The organism is Pseudomonas sp. O230 (assembly GCF_045447035.1).
GTDB lineage: Bacteria > Pseudomonadota > Gammaproteobacteria > Pseudomonadales > Pseudomonadaceae > Aquipseudomonas.
Genome location: NZ_JBJGXN010000003.1, coordinates 424,786 through 439,989, shown reverse-complemented (window position 1 = coordinate 439,989; position 15,204 = coordinate 424,786). Strand labels below are relative to the sequence as shown.

General features: G+C 59.6%; 15 protein-coding genes and 1 pseudogene. 6 read left to right on the top strand and 10 right to left on the bottom strand.

Annotated elements, in window-relative coordinates; all coding sequences use genetic code 11:
* Positions 1-24: 24 nt before the first annotated feature.
* The gene (locus ACI77H_RS08420) at positions 25-912 is read left to right on the top strand and encodes a LysR substrate-binding domain-containing protein (RefSeq protein ID WP_407011442.1); all 888 of its coding nucleotides are present in this window, start codon (positions 25-27) and stop codon (positions 910-912) included.
* Between the two features lie 75 nt (positions 913-987).
* Here ACI77H_RS08420 and ACI77H_RS08415 read toward each other — a convergent pair whose 3' ends face one another.
* The 4 genes from ACI77H_RS08415 to ACI77H_RS08400 form a co-directional block, all read right to left on the bottom strand.
* A complete protein-coding gene (locus ACI77H_RS08415) occupies positions 988-2,007 on the bottom strand; it encodes an NAD(P)H-dependent flavin oxidoreductase (protein WP_407011441.1) in 1,020 nt (339 codons plus the stop codon).
* A gap of 3 nt (positions 2,008-2,010) precedes the next feature.
* Entirely contained in the window at positions 2,011-2,565 is a 555-nt protein-coding gene (locus tag ACI77H_RS08410) for a cytochrome b (RefSeq protein ID WP_407011440.1), read from the bottom strand.
* Between the two features lie 82 nt (positions 2,566-2,647).
* Positions 2,648-4,321 (bottom strand): cation acetate symporter, encoded by a 1,674-nt coding sequence (locus ACI77H_RS08405; protein ID WP_407011439.1) that lies wholly within the window; start codon positions 4,319-4,321, stop codon positions 2,648-2,650.
* Positions 4,318-4,632, bottom strand: a complete 315-nt coding sequence (locus tag ACI77H_RS08400) for a DUF485 domain-containing protein (RefSeq protein ID WP_150631970.1) — start codon at positions 4,630-4,632, stop codon at positions 4,318-4,320. The genes ACI77H_RS08405 and ACI77H_RS08400 overlap by 4 nt, the downstream gene beginning before the upstream one ends.
* Before the next feature lie 271 nt (positions 4,633-4,903).
* Here ACI77H_RS08400 and ACI77H_RS08395 point away from each other — a divergent pair, with 271 nt between their 5' ends.
* Complete coding sequence (locus ACI77H_RS08395; protein ID WP_407011438.1) at positions 4,904-5,815, top strand: LysR family transcriptional regulator; 912 nt, start codon at positions 4,904-4,906, stop codon at positions 5,813-5,815.
* Here the strand turns inward: ACI77H_RS08395 and ACI77H_RS08390 are convergent.
* The 3 genes and pseudogenes from ACI77H_RS08390 to ACI77H_RS08380 form a co-directional block, all read right to left on the bottom strand.
* Positions 5,732-6,980, bottom strand: a pseudogene (locus ACI77H_RS08390) (MFS transporter). The gene ACI77H_RS08395 and the pseudogene ACI77H_RS08390 sit on opposite strands and share 84 nt — an antisense overlap.
* Positions 6,981-6,984: 4 nt before the next feature.
* Positions 6,985-8,211: a YbfB/YjiJ family MFS transporter gene (locus ACI77H_RS08385; RefSeq protein WP_407011437.1), complete on the bottom strand. Its 1,227-nt coding sequence runs from the start codon at positions 8,209-8,211 to the stop codon at positions 6,985-6,987.
* 135 nt (positions 8,212-8,346) lie between these two features.
* Positions 8,347-8,676, bottom strand: coding sequence for a DHCW motif cupin fold protein (locus ACI77H_RS08380; protein ID WP_407011436.1), 330 nt, complete (start codon positions 8,674-8,676; stop codon positions 8,347-8,349).
* Between the two features lie 213 nt (positions 8,677-8,889).
* On the opposite strand from ACI77H_RS08380, the gene ACI77H_RS08375 reads away from it, so the two are divergent.
* Positions 8,890-9,204 carry an NIPSNAP family protein gene (locus ACI77H_RS08375; protein WP_407011435.1) on the top strand — a complete coding sequence of 105 codons (315 nt, stop codon included), beginning with the start codon at positions 8,890-8,892 and terminating at the stop codon, positions 9,202-9,204.
* 40 nt (positions 9,205-9,244) lie between these two features.
* Here the strand turns inward: ACI77H_RS08375 and ACI77H_RS08370 are convergent, their stop codons facing one another.
* On the bottom strand, positions 9,245-10,363 hold the full coding sequence (locus tag ACI77H_RS08370; protein ID WP_407011434.1) for a glycosyltransferase 61 family protein: 1,119 nt from the start codon (positions 10,361-10,363) through the stop codon (positions 9,245-9,247).
* Between the two features lie 72 nt (positions 10,364-10,435).
* The gene (locus tag ACI77H_RS08365) at positions 10,436-11,590 is read right to left on the bottom strand and encodes a hypothetical protein (protein WP_407011433.1); all 1,155 of its coding nucleotides are present in this window, start codon (positions 11,588-11,590) and stop codon (positions 10,436-10,438) included.
* A 345-nt stretch (positions 11,591-11,935) separates the two neighbouring features.
* On the opposite strand from ACI77H_RS08365, the gene ACI77H_RS08360 reads away from it, so the two are divergent.
* On the top strand, positions 11,936-12,607 hold the full coding sequence (locus ACI77H_RS08360; protein WP_407011432.1) for a class I SAM-dependent methyltransferase: 672 nt from the start codon (positions 11,936-11,938) through the stop codon (positions 12,605-12,607).
* 114 nt (positions 12,608-12,721) lie between these two features.
* On the opposite strand, the gene ACI77H_RS08355 is transcribed toward ACI77H_RS08360, so the two are convergent.
* Positions 12,722-13,312 (bottom strand): TetR/AcrR family transcriptional regulator, encoded by a 591-nt coding sequence (locus tag ACI77H_RS08355; RefSeq protein ID WP_407011431.1) that lies wholly within the window; start codon positions 13,310-13,312, stop codon positions 12,722-12,724.
* Between the two features lie 197 nt (positions 13,313-13,509).
* Here ACI77H_RS08355 and ACI77H_RS08350 point away from each other — a divergent pair, with 197 nt between their 5' ends.
* Positions 13,510-14,223, top strand: coding sequence for an SDR family oxidoreductase (locus ACI77H_RS08350; protein WP_407011430.1), 714 nt, complete (start codon positions 13,510-13,512; stop codon positions 14,221-14,223).
* An 11-nt stretch (positions 14,224-14,234) separates the two neighbouring features.
* Entirely contained in the window at positions 14,235-15,140 is a 906-nt protein-coding gene (locus tag ACI77H_RS08345; protein ID WP_407011429.1) for an alpha/beta fold hydrolase, read from the top strand.
* Positions 15,141-15,204: the final 64 nt, after the last annotated feature.

The window sequence follows — 15,204 nt, the reverse complement described above, 5'->3', positions numbered from 1 at the left end:
TTTTTATGATGGATGGTGACGATCATGGAAATGCGCCAACTGAAGATTTTTTGCGCGGTTGCCGAGCTCGGCAGTTTTACCGCAGCCGCCGTCAACGTGAATACGGTGCAGTCCAACGTCACCATGCGGGTGAAGGAGCTTGAAGCCGAACTCAATCGGGAGCTGTTCATCCGCAAGAAATCCGGGGTGGTGCTCACGTCGGCGGGCGAGACCTTCCTCGGTTATGCTCGGCGCATCCTGCAACTGACAGAAGAGAGTCGCAGCGCCTTGACGGACACCGGAGTTCCCGCCGGACTGCTGCGGCTGGGCTCAATGGAAACCACCGCCGCCATTCGCTTGCCGCAGGTGCTGACGAAGTACCGCGAGCAATACCCCGAGGTGCAACTGTCGTTGCTGACCGGGACGACCGTCGAGCTGATCAAGGCGATTGAAGCGCATCGACTCGACGGCGCGTTCGTCGGCGGATTTCACCAGAACTCGGCATTGGCGCAGGAAGAGGTTTTCCAAGAGGAGCTGGTGCTGGTCAGTAGCAGCCACTTCGAAACACTGCCTGCGCTGATCGAGAAAATTCCCCAGCAAACCGTGCTGGTCTTCCGCACCGGATGCTTCTATCGCTCAACCCTGGAAAACTGGTTCTATCAGGTCGGGCTGGTGCCCAACCAGATCATGGAACTGGGCACCCTCGACGGCATCCTGTCATGCGTCGCCGCGGGCATGGGCGTGACCTTGCTGCCCAAGGCCATCGCAGAGAATTGCAGCGTGCGGCATGCAATTCGCTGCCACACGCTACCGGCCGAATTCGCCAACGTCTCAACCGTGTTCATCCGTCGAAACGACTCGATGATCACCTCGGCCATGAGCGCGTTCATCGGCCTCGCGCAGGATCAGATAGCCCGGCCGGCAGCCTTGTAAACCATTGCGGCCGGCGCCGCGCGCCCACGCAAAACGGCTCGGTCAATCACCCCGAGCCGTTGCGATCAATCACGTTCACTGCCAGCCAAGCGGCCTTCTCTGCTCCAGCAAAAAGCTGCCAGTGGCAGCATAAGCGTCGCCACGTTCAAACAGGCTTGTGGTCATCGGCAGTCCTGTCACCAGTTCCGCCACACGCTCTGCCGCGGGGACGACACTGTGGATCTTGCCGACGCCCTGCCCCGCGTACAGCGACAGCTTGCGGGCCATGCGCGGTTTGTCGATGGCGCGGGCGCCACCGCCGATGAAACGCAGCAGGTTCCACTTGTCACGATTGGGAATCACCCGGTGCGGCGTGCCGTAGGTCCAGCCGAAGGAATACCCGGTCCGGTACTCGGTGTCATCCGTCGTCGCCTCGACAATTTTTTGCTTGTAGAGCGGGTGCGCATTCGACTCGTCGGTGGCAATAAACGCCGTGCCCACCACCACCCCTGACGCGCCCAGCGACATCAGCGCGCGGACATCGTCGCCGTTGGTGATGCCTCCGGCCGCGAGGACCGGTCGCCCTTCGGCAATGGACAGGATCGACGTCAGCAACGGCATGATGCCGATGGTGCCTCGATTCAAATGACCGCCACTTTCGCTGCCTTGCGCCACGATGATGTCAGCGCCTTGCGCGATGGCGATTTTCGCCAGCTCCACCGAGCCCGCTTGCACCATGACGATCAGCCCCGCGTCTTTCGCCCGGGGAATCATGTCGGCGGAATAGGCTTCGGCGTAAAACAAGGAGAGCAGACGCGGTTTTTCTTCGAGGACCACCTGAAATTGCGCTTCAAACACGTCAGGGCCGCCGAACTGCGGAACCAGGTTCACACCAAAAGGTTGGTCGGTCAGCGCTCGGGTTTCCTGTATCCATCGGCGCAAGGTCAATGGCGGCAGGCGCAACCCGCCCACCACGCCCAGCCCCCCGGCGTTGGCGACTGCCGCCACGAGCGGCGGGCCGGAAATCGCCGCCATCCCGCCGAGGAAAATCGGGTATTTCACGCCGCACAGTTGAGTGATGGCGTTACCCGCAAAATCGAATCTGGCTTCGTTCATGACTCACAGCTCCACATGTTTTCCAAGCATCCGCTTGAGCGTGTTGTTCTTCAGGAGAAAGTGATTCTTGAGCGCACCGAAGACATGCAAGGCCAGGCCGGCCAGAAACGCCGAGGCCCCGATATCGAAGAGCACATCGACGACCTGCTTCAGTGCGGCATTGGTGGGCAAGAGCGCCGGAATCGAAAAGCCTCCGGGCAGCCCCACCCCCTCGCCGGCTGCCGAGCGTGAGGCCCACACCGCGACCGGCAGCAGCACCATCGCCAGGGCGAGCGCTGCCGCCACGGAACGGCTGATGATCACTTCAATGGGGTTGGTCGTGCCCACCGGCAGCGGATGGTAAGAGGTGATCCGGGCCCAGAACCGATAGATCGATACGAGAAACAGGATCAGCCCCATCAGGTTTTGCAGGTGTTCCAACCACGTCCGCCCGGCCTCACTGGACGCCTGGCCGATCACTACTTGCAAGCAGAGGATTGCGAGCAGCGACAACGCCACGACCCAGTGCAGCACGACCGTAATGGGTGAAAACCTTAAGCCATTGTCTCGAAGTTGCATGGCTGACTCCTTTTGCAAAAAGCGCACATCAGGGTAGAGAAGTGACGGGCACACCTTCATCGCGATGAAGGTGTGACGCGTCTTAGTGGCTGACCGCTTGCGATGCGCCAAGGCCCGTTCGGGCGCGAATGAGCTGATCATCGAAACGCTCGCGTTCAAGCGCTGCCCCGCGACTGCGGTCGGTGACCGAGCCGAGCCAGGTAAACAGGAACGCCACGTTCATCGAGATGATTGCCGGGTAGTCGAAGGGGAAGATCGCGTCGGTATTGCCCAGCACTTTGACCCACACCGCCGGCGAGAGAATCACCAGGCTGACCGAACTCACCAGCCCGGCGATGCCACCGATCAACGCCCCGCGCGTGGTCAGCCCCTTCCAGTACATCGAAAGCACCAGGATCGGGAAGTTGACCGAGGCCGCCACGCCAAAGGTCAGCGCGACCAGGAAGGCGATGTTCTGATCCTTGAACAAAATGCCCAGCACCACCGCAACGATGCCGATGCCGACCGAGGCGATCTTCGACACACGCCGTTCGTCTTTCGCCTCTGCGCGGTTTTTGCGGAAGACCCGGACATAGAGGTCATGTGAAATCGCCGAGGTCCCCGCCATGGTGAGCCCGGAAACCACGGCCAGGATCGTGGCAAACGCGACGGCAGAGATGAAGCCCAGGAGCAGGTCGCCGCCGACGGCTTTTGCCAGATGCATCACCGGCATGTTCCCGCCGCCGATGAGCTTTCCACCGACAATGCCGGACTCATAGAAAGCAGGGTCTTGCCCGACAATCACGATGGCTGCCAAGCCCAATATCGCAACGATCAGGTAGAAGAAGCCGATGAACCCCGTCGCGACGAATACCGATTTGCGCGCTTGCTTGGCGTCCGGCACGGTAAAAAAGCGCATGAGGATATGCGGCAATCCTGCGGTACCGAAGACCAGCCCCAATGACAGCGAGATCAGCGCCAAGGGGTCGGCCACCAGTTTGCTGGGCAGCAGGATCCGTTCGCCATCGTGATGCGCGGCAACCGCTTTCTCGAACAGCAGTTCGAAAGAAAAACCGAACTTGCTCAACGCCAACACGGCCAGCAAGGTTCCGCCCACCAGCAGCAATCCTGCCTTGATGATCTGCACCCACGTGGTGGCGACCATCCCGCCAAACGTGACGTAGATCGCCATCAACAGACCGACAGCGATCACCGCATAGTTGTAGGGAAGACCGAACAGCAGCTGAATCAACTGCCCTGCCCCGACCATCTGCACCACCAGATAAAAACAGACCACGGTCAACGAACCGAACGCGGTCATGGTGCGAATCCGGTTTTGATCGAGTCGGAACGACGCGATGTCCGAGATGGTGATGCGCCCCAGATTGCGGATACGCTCGGCAAACAGGAACAACAGCAACGGCCAGGCGACGAAGAAGCTGATCGAATAGAGCACGCCATCGAAGCCGTTGAAGAAAATCATGCTGGTGACACCCAGCAATGCCGCCGCCGACATGTAGTCCCCCGCCAGCGCCAAACCGTTCTGGAAACCGGTGATGCCGCCGCCGGCAGTGTAGAAATCGTCCATCGATTTGGTCTTGGAGGCGGCCCAATAGGTGATGCCCAACGTCGTCAGTACGAAGACCAGAAACATCGCGATAGCGGTGATGTTCAGCGGCTGTTTTTCCACTGCCTGCAAGACGTCGGCAGCCGAGGCACACGTGGCGACCGCGCCCAGCAAAGCAGGAGCAATGAGGTAGCGAAGAATGGGTTTCATACGATGGCCCCCTCGCGAATTTCTGCGGTGAGGTCATCGAACTCGCCATTGGCGCGCACGATGTACAGGCCGGTAAACAACCAGGCCCCGACGATGAAGGCGACGCCCAGCGGCCAACCGATGTTGATGATGCTGGTCGCGGAGAGTTTCTGCGCTAGAACGTGGGGCGCGAACGCCGCGACGAGGATGAACGTGAAGTACGGGACAAGGGTGGCGGCAGTAAGGCAAGCGACGAATCTTCGCTGCCGTGATACCAAATCCTGATACCGGGGATGGTTGCGAATTCTGGCTGACTCGGATGCATGATTCACGTTGACTCCGTGTTGCAGTGGACAGTTATTGTTGTTCCACAGCCTCAAATTCGAAGACTCGATTTGCCACTGGCTGCGGTGTATTTGCACCCTCAACCTATGCCCGACCAAAGATCATGTAAAACGATCATTAATGATGCGTATGATCTTTTTTGATGAATTCATTCATCCTCAATGTCGGGCGTTGCTTGCCTTTGCCACGCACGAAACCTAATCTCTTGAACGCAGACTTTTTGCACTGGGTTATTGGTTTTCGAGATAGGTGAATGCGATGGATGTCACGGATCTGAAGGTGGTCGATGCGGTGGCGCGCCACGGCAGCATGAACAAGGCTGCCAGCGAACTGAACACCGTGCAGTCCAATGTTTCTGCGCGGATTCGAGCGCTGGAAAACGAACTCGGGGTGGCGCTGTTTCAACGCAGCGCCAGAGGCGTTCAGGTCACACCGGCAGGACGGAGGATTTTGCCCTTCGCCGCCCGACTGTCCAGGCTCTTGTCCGATGCGTCCTGCGCTGCGCGCGACGACGGGCATCCAAAAGGTGTGTTTGAGATCGGCACGCTCGAGACGACACTGGCACTGCGTCTTCCACGGCTGATCGCCAAGTTTGCCAAGGCTTACCCTGAGGTGCGCCCGGTGATTCGTACCGGCACCACCTGCAGCCTGATCCAGGGCGTCATCGACTGTAAGCTCGAAGGGGCGTTTGTCGTGGGCCCGGTCAATCACCCGGAATTGCTCAGTGAACAAGCCTTCCGCGAAGAACTCGTGCTGGTCACGTCCTGCGCCATTGACACGCTGGACGCGCTCGCCACCGTCGACAATTTGAAAACGGTGGTCTTTCGCATCGGCTGCTCCTACCGCCAGCGCCTCGATTCCCTGTTGGCCAACCTCGGCATCCTGGCGCCTGAGCCGCTTGAGTTTGGCTCGATCGAGGCGATCATTGCCTGTGTCTCCGCCGGCGTCGGGGTCACGCTGTTGCCCAAGGGCGTTGTGGCGAGCGCGTTGCGCGAAGGGTTGGTCAACGTGCACGAGCTCGCGCCAGAAATCGCCGACGTAGAGACGGTGTTTGTCAGGCGCCTTGATGGCTATTTTTCCAGCGCGTTATCCACCTTTCTGGACAGCGTTCGTCTGGACGGTGTCGCCCAGGTAGCGATGCCTCACCCAGCCGTTCATTCCAGCGCATAACACCAGCAACGCCGCCGTCACCAGGAACACATGATGTAAACCGAGATGGGCACCCATCTGGCCGCCAATCAATGGACCGATCACCTGACCGGAGAACTGCGCCGATTGCAGGTAACCGAGAATCTTGCCGGTGTTGTGCTCTTCGACCGAATGCCGGATCAGCTTGGCAATCGCCGGCAGGAGCCCGGCAATGGTCATGCCCATGACACCGCGCAATACCGCCAGTTGCCACCATTGCGTGACGAACGCCTGGGGCACCATGACCACGGCCGTCAACAACAGACAACCGACAATCACGCTCCAGCCTCCGACCCGGTCGGCCAATGCCCCCAGCCTGGCGGCCGTCAGGATGCTGCCCAACGCGGAACAGGCCATGACCACGCCGGCAATCCGCGCCTGATGATCGACCGGTACACCGAGGTCGCCGATGTAGACGGTGATGATCGGCTCGATCGACATATTGGCGAGCAGCACCATCATCGCGGTCATGAGCAGTGCAGCGATGACCGGCCATTTCGAACCGGTACCCTCAGGCCGGTTTTTCCGGTCGCGCTGTCTGGCGTCCGATGCCCGATCGAAATCCTCACGAACGAACAGGAGGGTGGTCAGGGCGGCGACCGCAATCATCCCTCCACCGACGAAGAAGGTGCCGCGAATACCGACAAACTCCGGTAAAAACCCACCGACCAGCGGCCCGATCAGGTTGCCGGACAAGGCCCCCGTGGACAAAACGCCGAGTGCCCAACCCGCCTTTTCGCGCGGGACCTGCGACCCGATCATGACGATGGACGCCGAGGCGTAGCCCCCGATGAGCCCGGCGATAAGGCGCAGTGCAACCAGGTCGGTAACGTCCCGGGCCAGCCCGATCAAGGACATGACAACGGCCATCCCGATGGCCGCTCTGACCAGCATCGGTTTTCGGCCATAACGGTCGGCCAGGCGTCCCCACAACGGAGCGGTAATCGCCGTGCCAAAAAAAGTCGCGCCGAAGGCCACGGCCGACCAATTGCACCACGTCCGCCTGCGACGTCACGCCCAGTTGTTGAACGTACAGCGGTAAAAAGGGCAACAGCATGCTCAGGCTGACCAGTGTGGTGAACGAGCCGAACACACAAACGGTCAGGTTCCGCCGCCAATACATCACGTTTCGATCGGAGTAATTCACGGTGTCAAAGGCTCCCGGAAGCGCTGGAGCTTTTCGCGCCTGCGAGCACATCAATCACCCACGCAAGCAGCATGGCCGCAGTCCCCATCATGAATAGCAAGCTGTAGTTGCCGTCGCTGTAAGAGAACAGGAACGACAAGCCATAGGCGGCGACCGCTTGAAACAAGGCAAATCCCACTGTGGCTGTTTGCCAGGCCGAACGCTGTTGGGCGGGATGGTGGGCGAGTATTTCATGGAGCCGACCCAATACCAGCGGCACGGTCCCGGTCACGAACGCCCCGACGATGACGCTGGAGGCCATCAACCAGCCGGCGTCGAGCCCAAGGACGGGGACTATCACCGCGAATGCCTCGACGATGAACGACAGCCGTAACGCGCGCCCGAAACCGATCCGGTCCGCCAGTGCACCGGCCAGCAGCGGTCCGACGGTCGCGCCAATGCCGAATAGAACCCAGTACTGCGCCCCCACCTGAAGACCTTCGCCCCGGCCCCGAGCGACGAAATCCACCAGGAAAATCATGTGCGGCACCCAACCGGCAGCGTTGAGGGCGTATTCAACGTACAACGCCTTGAGCGTTCCGTTGCGTGCCGGGCGCGGGTGGTGCGTGGTTTCGGTGGCTGGCGCGTGTTCCTTCGGCCAGCCCCGCCAGGCAAGGGCGGTGAGCAGCAGGGATATCACACCAAGGCCGAGCCACGTTTCGCCTAGGCCCTGTTGAAGCAAGAGTGGCACCAGCGTTCCCGACAGGGCAATGCCAACACCCACGCCCATGAAAATCACCCCGGCAACCAAACCACGCCGGGACGGCGGCACATGGGCCAAAACCGTTGGAGCGGCCAACACCATCAGCGCGCCACCGGCGGTTCCGGAGAGGAATCGCCACGCGAAGAACCACGCGAACGACACGGGATAGGCGCACGCGAAAAATGCCACACTGGCCAGCAGCATCATCGCTCTGAGCATGAACACCGTTGAGATTTTCGCCGCCAGGGAACGGCCGAAAATAGCGCCGCCCAGATACCCGGCAAGGTTGGCGGCGCCCAGGTAAGCGGCCTTGGACGGATCAAACCAGTGGGCGCCGATAATCGCCGGGAGCAGCGGCGTATAAGCGAACCGCGCAAGGCCGATGCCGACCAGGCTTGCAGCAAAGCCTGCCACTGTTGCCCAGCCTGCGCTGGCTGGGCGCAACGCGGGCTGCGCATGGGTGATCGTTGTGTTCAACCTGTTCATCATCCGCCCTTCTCTACTTCAGACAGGGCAAACACTACGCGCGCGGGATATATCTCAAGAAGCGAATTAATCTGATGAGGCTTATCTCAATTAGAGATACCAAGAACGACGGCCAGTGACGAAATTCAATCCGACGCCTTAATCCACAATGAACAATTTCGCGCCGATGGTGGTGAACGACCGATGCCCTTCAGCATTGTTGCCCACTTGATAACTCATGCCAGCCGTCAGCGTGAATGGTCGGCCGTCCTCCAGTTCCGTGTGCAACTCACCCTCCAGGCACAGCAGGATATGTCCTCTCCAGCACCAATGATCGGCGAGGTAGCCGGGACTGTATTCAACCATCCGCACACGCGTCGAACCAAACTGACAGGTTCGCCAATAGGCGTTTCCTGTCTGGCCGGCATGGGTTACAGGTTCGATGGTCGACCAGTCGGTCGTACCAAAAGGGATGGCGCTGAGATCCATTGTTGCCTCATCGAATACGGTGGAGACGCCACCGTAACGACCTCGCGATGCGGCCGATAGACACAGATGCCCCGGATTTACGGGATACAGGGTTCAGTGAATACTCCCATGCCGGCCAGATGTTCTGCGAAACTGCCGAATGGCTGAAGCGCGAAGAGCCTCGCACGCCCACCCTTTGAATGGTTTAACCCGCCCCCTGGAAGAGAGCGAAACATGATCACTTGTTACCTGAAGTACGTGCTGGACCCGTACCAGATCCCCGCATTCGAACACTACGCAAAGTTGTGGATTCCATTGGTGGAAAAATTCGGCGGCCAGCACCACGGCTATTTCCTGCCGTCCGAGGGCGCCAACAACATCGCGTTGGCAATGTTCACCTTTGCCAGCCTTGCCGCGTACGAGCGCTATCGGCAGGACTCCATGAACGATCCGGACTGCCTCGCGGCATTCAAGTACGCCGAAGAGAAAAAATTCATCCTCAGCTATGAACGGAGTTTTTTCCGGCCGGTGCTTGGGGGTCAGCGGTAAAGCCGTTCGGAAAGCCTTTTGCAGATGCTCCCTCAAGCCGTCATGACGGGAACAAATCCAGCGTGCGCTCGACCTCTTGAACGTCGATTTTGAAGCCGTCGCCCTCTGGCGTTCCGACCACAAAACCGAAATTCTGCCTGTCGCGATCCGTCAGGTACTTGTAGTAGCTGACGAAACGGTTCGGTGGTTGCAGTGTCAGCAACGAACCACCCGGCTGGAGCACATTGACACCGTGCACCAGCTGACTGCCTTCGACCCCCACCACCGTCCGCGCCCCGGCACATGTCGCCACGATGGTCGGGACATCGGTTTTCAAAGGATCGAGAATGCGAAACCCCCTGCTCTTGCGCAGATGTTCAGCGACCTCGAGTTCATTGCGCAAAAGGCGCAAGTCACCGTCACCACCGCGGAGAATGAAGACACCCGGGTGAGCGTCATGCTTGACGTGCGACAACAGTTTTTCACCCATGGCCCGGTAACGCAGGTGCCTGTTTCGATTGTTGCTCATGTCGTCGAACAGCACGAGCTCCCGAAAAAACGCACTGTGCAAGCGCACCGGTTTCATGTCGAACCAGTCTTCATAAGCGGGAGCCTGGGTAAACAACGGAAACCTCGCGGAGGGTGCGATGGTCACCGGCACGCCCTCATCGCAGGCCAGGGAATAGGTCGGGCAGTCCTCCATCAACCAGGTGCCAAACCAGGTATTGCCATTTTGCGTGCAGTAGACGGCCGCGCGATCGATCTCGGTGTCCACGACAATGCGTGGAAACATCCCCGGCTTGAGTGACAGCCACAGACTGGCGTGGTCCTTGTAGAGCGCGCCATCGATCAGCCAGACGTCCTTGAGCAAGTAGCCACGAGTCGGGCCTTGTTCTACGTTGCCCAACCCTTGCATCGTGCGCGAGGGATGCTCGAAAGGATAAAAGCGCTTCGCCTCCCACCCTGTCACGCGGTCCATTTGACCAGGCAGGAAAAACGCCGGCGGAGAATACGAGGTCTCTCCCGGAGCAATATCCCAACTTTTCAGCGCGACGCTTTTCAAGTTGATATCCGCTTTGTGCGAGAGCCTTTTTCTCGCCATATTCCTGTAGGCGGCCAGGGTCCATTTTTTTCGATTGCCAGCGGTCAACGTGCTGATTGGCGAGACATCGCTTTCCATGAAAAGTCCTCCCTGCGGGGCAGGGTCAATAGTCAGGTGCGAGCGCTATAAGTATTCAGTCCTGGAAATGGCTCAGCTGGAAAGAATCCGTTCCATTTTGGGTGGGGTCTGTAAATTGGCGTAGCGACTGCGCAAGGTATAGAGGAACTGTTCGCCCGAGCTCTTGGCGCAGTAGAGATAAATCTTGTGCAGCCCGCCAAATACCATTTCGTGATAACGACTGGCGATCTCCTCATCGCTTGGCCCGTCCGGCAAGCCAAGGTGCAGGGTTATTTCCTTGCCTTCGACTGCAAACAGCGGCGTGTCCCAGAGGAATCTGGCTCTCCCGGTCTTGGGCAGCCGGACGAACATGTAAGCGTGATTTCCCAAGGAATCGATATCGCCGCCGCGCCGTCTTTTCCATTTCAGAAGGCCATCATCCGGGCGTGCCACGCAAAGACCGATGTCGTAATAATCGAAGCCATTTTCGATGGCCCATTCAAGTGCCATGAAGGTGGTAATCGAGTTAACGTCGCGCAGTTTTTTCGCATCCGAAAAAATCGCCTCGATGTATCCAAAACGTAGCGTGCTCCAGTAGCGTTTTCCGCCCCGAGTGATGACGCAACCCAGATGGCAGGCAACCACCTCGTCTTCCAGCATGATCAAGTCGAGCCGGCCGACGGTCTTGGCGATTCTCAAGACCTCCTGAAACGGAAATTGCGCAGCATGGATGCCCTGCCTTGCTTCGGCGTAAGGTCGAAGCATTTCCTTGTCTGCCTTGTCAATGTCCTCATCCCGCAGCGCCTGGACCATCCGGTAGCGCGGTCGGTTCTTGCGGATGTTTCGACGCAACTCGCTATCGTACTTTGCGGTGATTTCGTCGATGGAACGCCCCAGCGGTACCACGGCACTGAGGTAAAGGGGCACATTCAAAGCCCCCGGGGACGGCGCTTCACTGACCACCACCACATGATTCGACGCTGCAGGCTCGGGTTCACCGTCGGCCGCATCGGACTGCCCCTGGGACTTGCCGCCGATGAGCAGCTTGGCCATCTCCCGCTGCTTTTTCCTGCCGATGTAGAGGAATTCGTAAGGACTGTCCTTGTGCAGCCTGAACCGGGCAATCTCCCACCGCCAGAAACACGCACGCCCCAGGATGTCCCGCCACCAGGTCGCCGCGTTTCTGATTTCATAGCGCAATGAAGGAGAAATCAGTTTTCGGATAACGGCCGCCAGATGCTCTTTCATTTCTTCGTCATCCTTTGAGTGATCTGTCGTGAGATCAGAACAAGATCCAGGCGGGACTTTAAAAACGTACTTAACCCTTGAAATTCAAGAAATATTTTATGAGGTCACGCGTTCCCATCAGTAACCATTAAAGATCAAGGCAGGGACTTTGCAAGCGGCGTATGGGCAGCGTCGCGGTATATTTCATGACGCCAGGATTTCTTCTTTTTTGAACCGGCGCGGATTCAAAAGAGCCATCCCGGCAAATGAACCCAAATGCAGAAACTAATGCCGTGTCACTGACAGGGCCCACTCCACACGTACATGCCCTATCCTTCTCTCCAACCCACAACTCCGGACATCGCCATGCCCGCCCCCGAATCGACCCTCCTCGAAAGCTGGCACCACAACGCCCAATCCTGGATCGACGCGATCCGCACCGGCGCCATCGAAAGCCGCCTCAAGGTCACCGACCAGGCCATCCTGCTGGCGGTGGCAAGCCGTCGTCCCGAGCGCGTGCTCGACCTCGGATGTGGCGAGGGCTGGCTGTTGCGCGCGCTCGCTGAACGGGCGATCAATGTGGTCGGTGTGGATGGCGATGCAACGTTGGTCGAGGCGGCGCGGAAAGCGGGCTCTTCGCCCGTGCATCTGGCGAACTATGAGCAGTTGGTGGACGCGAAAGTGGACATCGGCAGCGACTACGAGCTGATCTGCGCCAACTTCGCCCTGCTGCACCAGGACATCATCCCGCTGCTCGCCGCCATGAACGCCCTGCTCGCCCCCGGCGGTGCGCTGGTGATCCAGACGCTGCATCCCTGGAGCGCCGCGGCGGGCGATTATCAGGATGGCTGGCGGCAAGAGACTTTCACCGGGTTCAAGGGACAGTGGCAGCCCATGCCGTGGTACTTCCGCACCTTGTCCAGTTGGCTCAACGCGCTGGACATGGCTGGTTTTCAGCTGACCAGCCTGCAGGAGCCACAACACCCGCAAAGTCCTGTGCCGCAGTCGTTGTTGTTGGTGGCCGAACCGCGGCGGTGAGCCCCCTCGACGGACGTGGGCAAAACGCTCTGCATGGCCGGCTGCGTGGCTGCAAAAAAACTACCCTCGCAGAACACCAGACGACGCATTGCCTGTTGACGCGAACCGCTCAGGCTAGACCGCTTTACCCAGCGCGGCATCGATCATCAGACGCACGCCTTGCAGCACCTGGGCCGACACCTCCGGCCTGGCCTTCGCCGTGGCGCGCGCAACCGAAAGGGCGCCAATCATTGCCGCAACGATGCCCATGGCGGTGGCAAGCGCGTCGACGCTGGGGTTATTGGCCGCGACCCGGCGCTCAAAAGCCCGCACCAGCACCATGTAACCCTCGGTAAACGTTGCGCTGGTCGCAGTGTCCTGACGGCCGATTTCGCTGGCGGACGCGGCCATTGCGCAGTGATCGGCGTAGTCGTCGCGCTTGTCGACTGACAGGTAGTCGGACAGGAAACGATCCAGGTCTGGCTCACCATCGACCGTGCCCATGTAGAGCTTGGCATTGCCCTGCTGCAGGCTCCACGCCAGCGCCTCGGCGGCCAGCACTTCCTTGGACGGGAAGTGCGCGTACAGCGCGCCGTGGGTCAAGCCGGCCGACTTGCTGATTTCGGCCACGCCCACCCCGTCGATCCCCTTCTGTTGAAACAGGCGGCTTGCCGTCTCTATCAGTGCGGCCCGATTTGCTTCGGCTTTTTCTTTCGAGATTTTCATAGTAAGGCTCCTCCGCGCTCATTCCTGCACACTATGATTGCACTCACAATGAACGGTCAACCCTAATTTTCTGGTGTTGATTCTGGATCGAATATTTCTCTTGACATTAATAATTGCGAGTACCACTATAAATTCAATGATTGCGACCGCAATCTTAAATAGAGCGTGAGTCGCTCACCCAACCAGAGCACACCATCATGAACATCAAAAACTCCGTAGCATTCGTTACCGGCGCCAACCGTGGTCTTGGCCTTGCGTTCGCAAAAGAACTCGTGGCTCGGGGTGCGAGCAAGGTCTACGCAGGGGTGCGCAACCCTGAAGGCGTCGACATTCCAGGGGTGATCGCCATTCGCCTTGACGTCAGCGACCCGGCCTCGGTCGCCGCCGCGGTGGCCCAGGCTGGCGACGTGACGCTGCTGGTCAACAACGCAGGCATCGCCCGCGTGCTGCCATCCATGCTCGAACCTGGCCTGGTCGAAGCCGCTCGCGAAATATTCGAAACCAACTACTACGGCGTCATGCACGTAAGCCTGGCCTTCGCCCCCGTACTTAAAGCCAACGGCGGCGGAGCGATCATCAACGTGCTGTCGGATGCGACCTGGGTTGCTGCGCCTTTCCTGTCTGCCTACGCAGCCTCGAAAGCGGCAGCGTGGAGCTTCACCAACTCGTTGCGGATCGAACTCCATGGCCAGGGCACCAGCGTGCAAGGCCTGCATGTGGGCTTCATCGACACCGACCTGACCCACGGTTTTGACGTGCCGAAAGTCCAGCCTTCCGACGTCGTGATCCAGTCCCTGGACGGGGTGGAAGCGGGCTTGAAAGAAGTGCTCGCGGACGCAGGTACACGCGCCATCAAAGCCAGCCTGTCTACTGGGCAAGCGGCTTACCTCAATCCCGAAACCGGCGCGTAAGGAGCACACCCATGCACCTCTTCCAACGGCTGGCCCTCGGGGCTGTCTTCGCCTTCGCAGTCAGCGGCGCCATTGCGGCGCCGGCTCTCACGCATAACAGCGCGCCCAACCAATTCGTCGAGGCTGACGGCGTGCGGTATGCCTACCGCCACTTCGGGGCGCAAACGGGCGTTCCGGTTATCTTGCTGCAGCACTTTCGCGGCAACATGGATTACTGGGATCCGGCAGTGACCGATGGCCTGGCAAAGCAGCGACCGGTCTACTTGTTCGACAATGCAGGTGTCGGCCTGAGCAGCGGTGAAACACCCGATTCGTTCGAAGGCATGGCCGACCACGTTGCCGCCTTCGCCCGCGCCCGCGGGTTGAAGCAAGTCGACGTGCTGGGCTTTTCCATCGGCGGCATGGTGGCGCAGGAAGTTGCTTTGCGCCATCCGCAACTGGTCCGCCGAATGATCCTCGCGGGAACGTCGCCGCGCGGCGGGACCTCGGGACATGATCCACGGGTTCCCGAGATCGCGCTGCGCGAGTCGATCGCTACGGAAGAAGAAACCGCTTACCTGTTCTTCGATCCGTCGCCGTCCAGTCAACAGGCGGCCGGGGAGTTCTGGGAAAGACGCCACCAGCGCAAGGAAGGCCTCGACAAGCTGAACTCGATGAAGGTGATCGCGGCCCAAGGCGCGGCACTGGGCAAGTGGGGCATTCCCGGTGACGGCACTTTTTCGCAATTGAGCAAAATCACCCAGCCAACCCTGGTGGTCAACGGCAGCAAGGACGTGATGGTACCCACCGAGAACTCCTACACGCTGCAACAGCATATTCCGAACGCCAGGTTGCTCATCTATCCAAACTCGGGGCACGGAGCATTATTCCAATACGCCGACGATTTCGTTCGGCAAGCCAATGCCTTCCTCGACTAGGCCCGATCCATCACGTTCGACCTCGCTTTGAGTGACTCGCCGTCGCGGCAGACACATAAAAGTA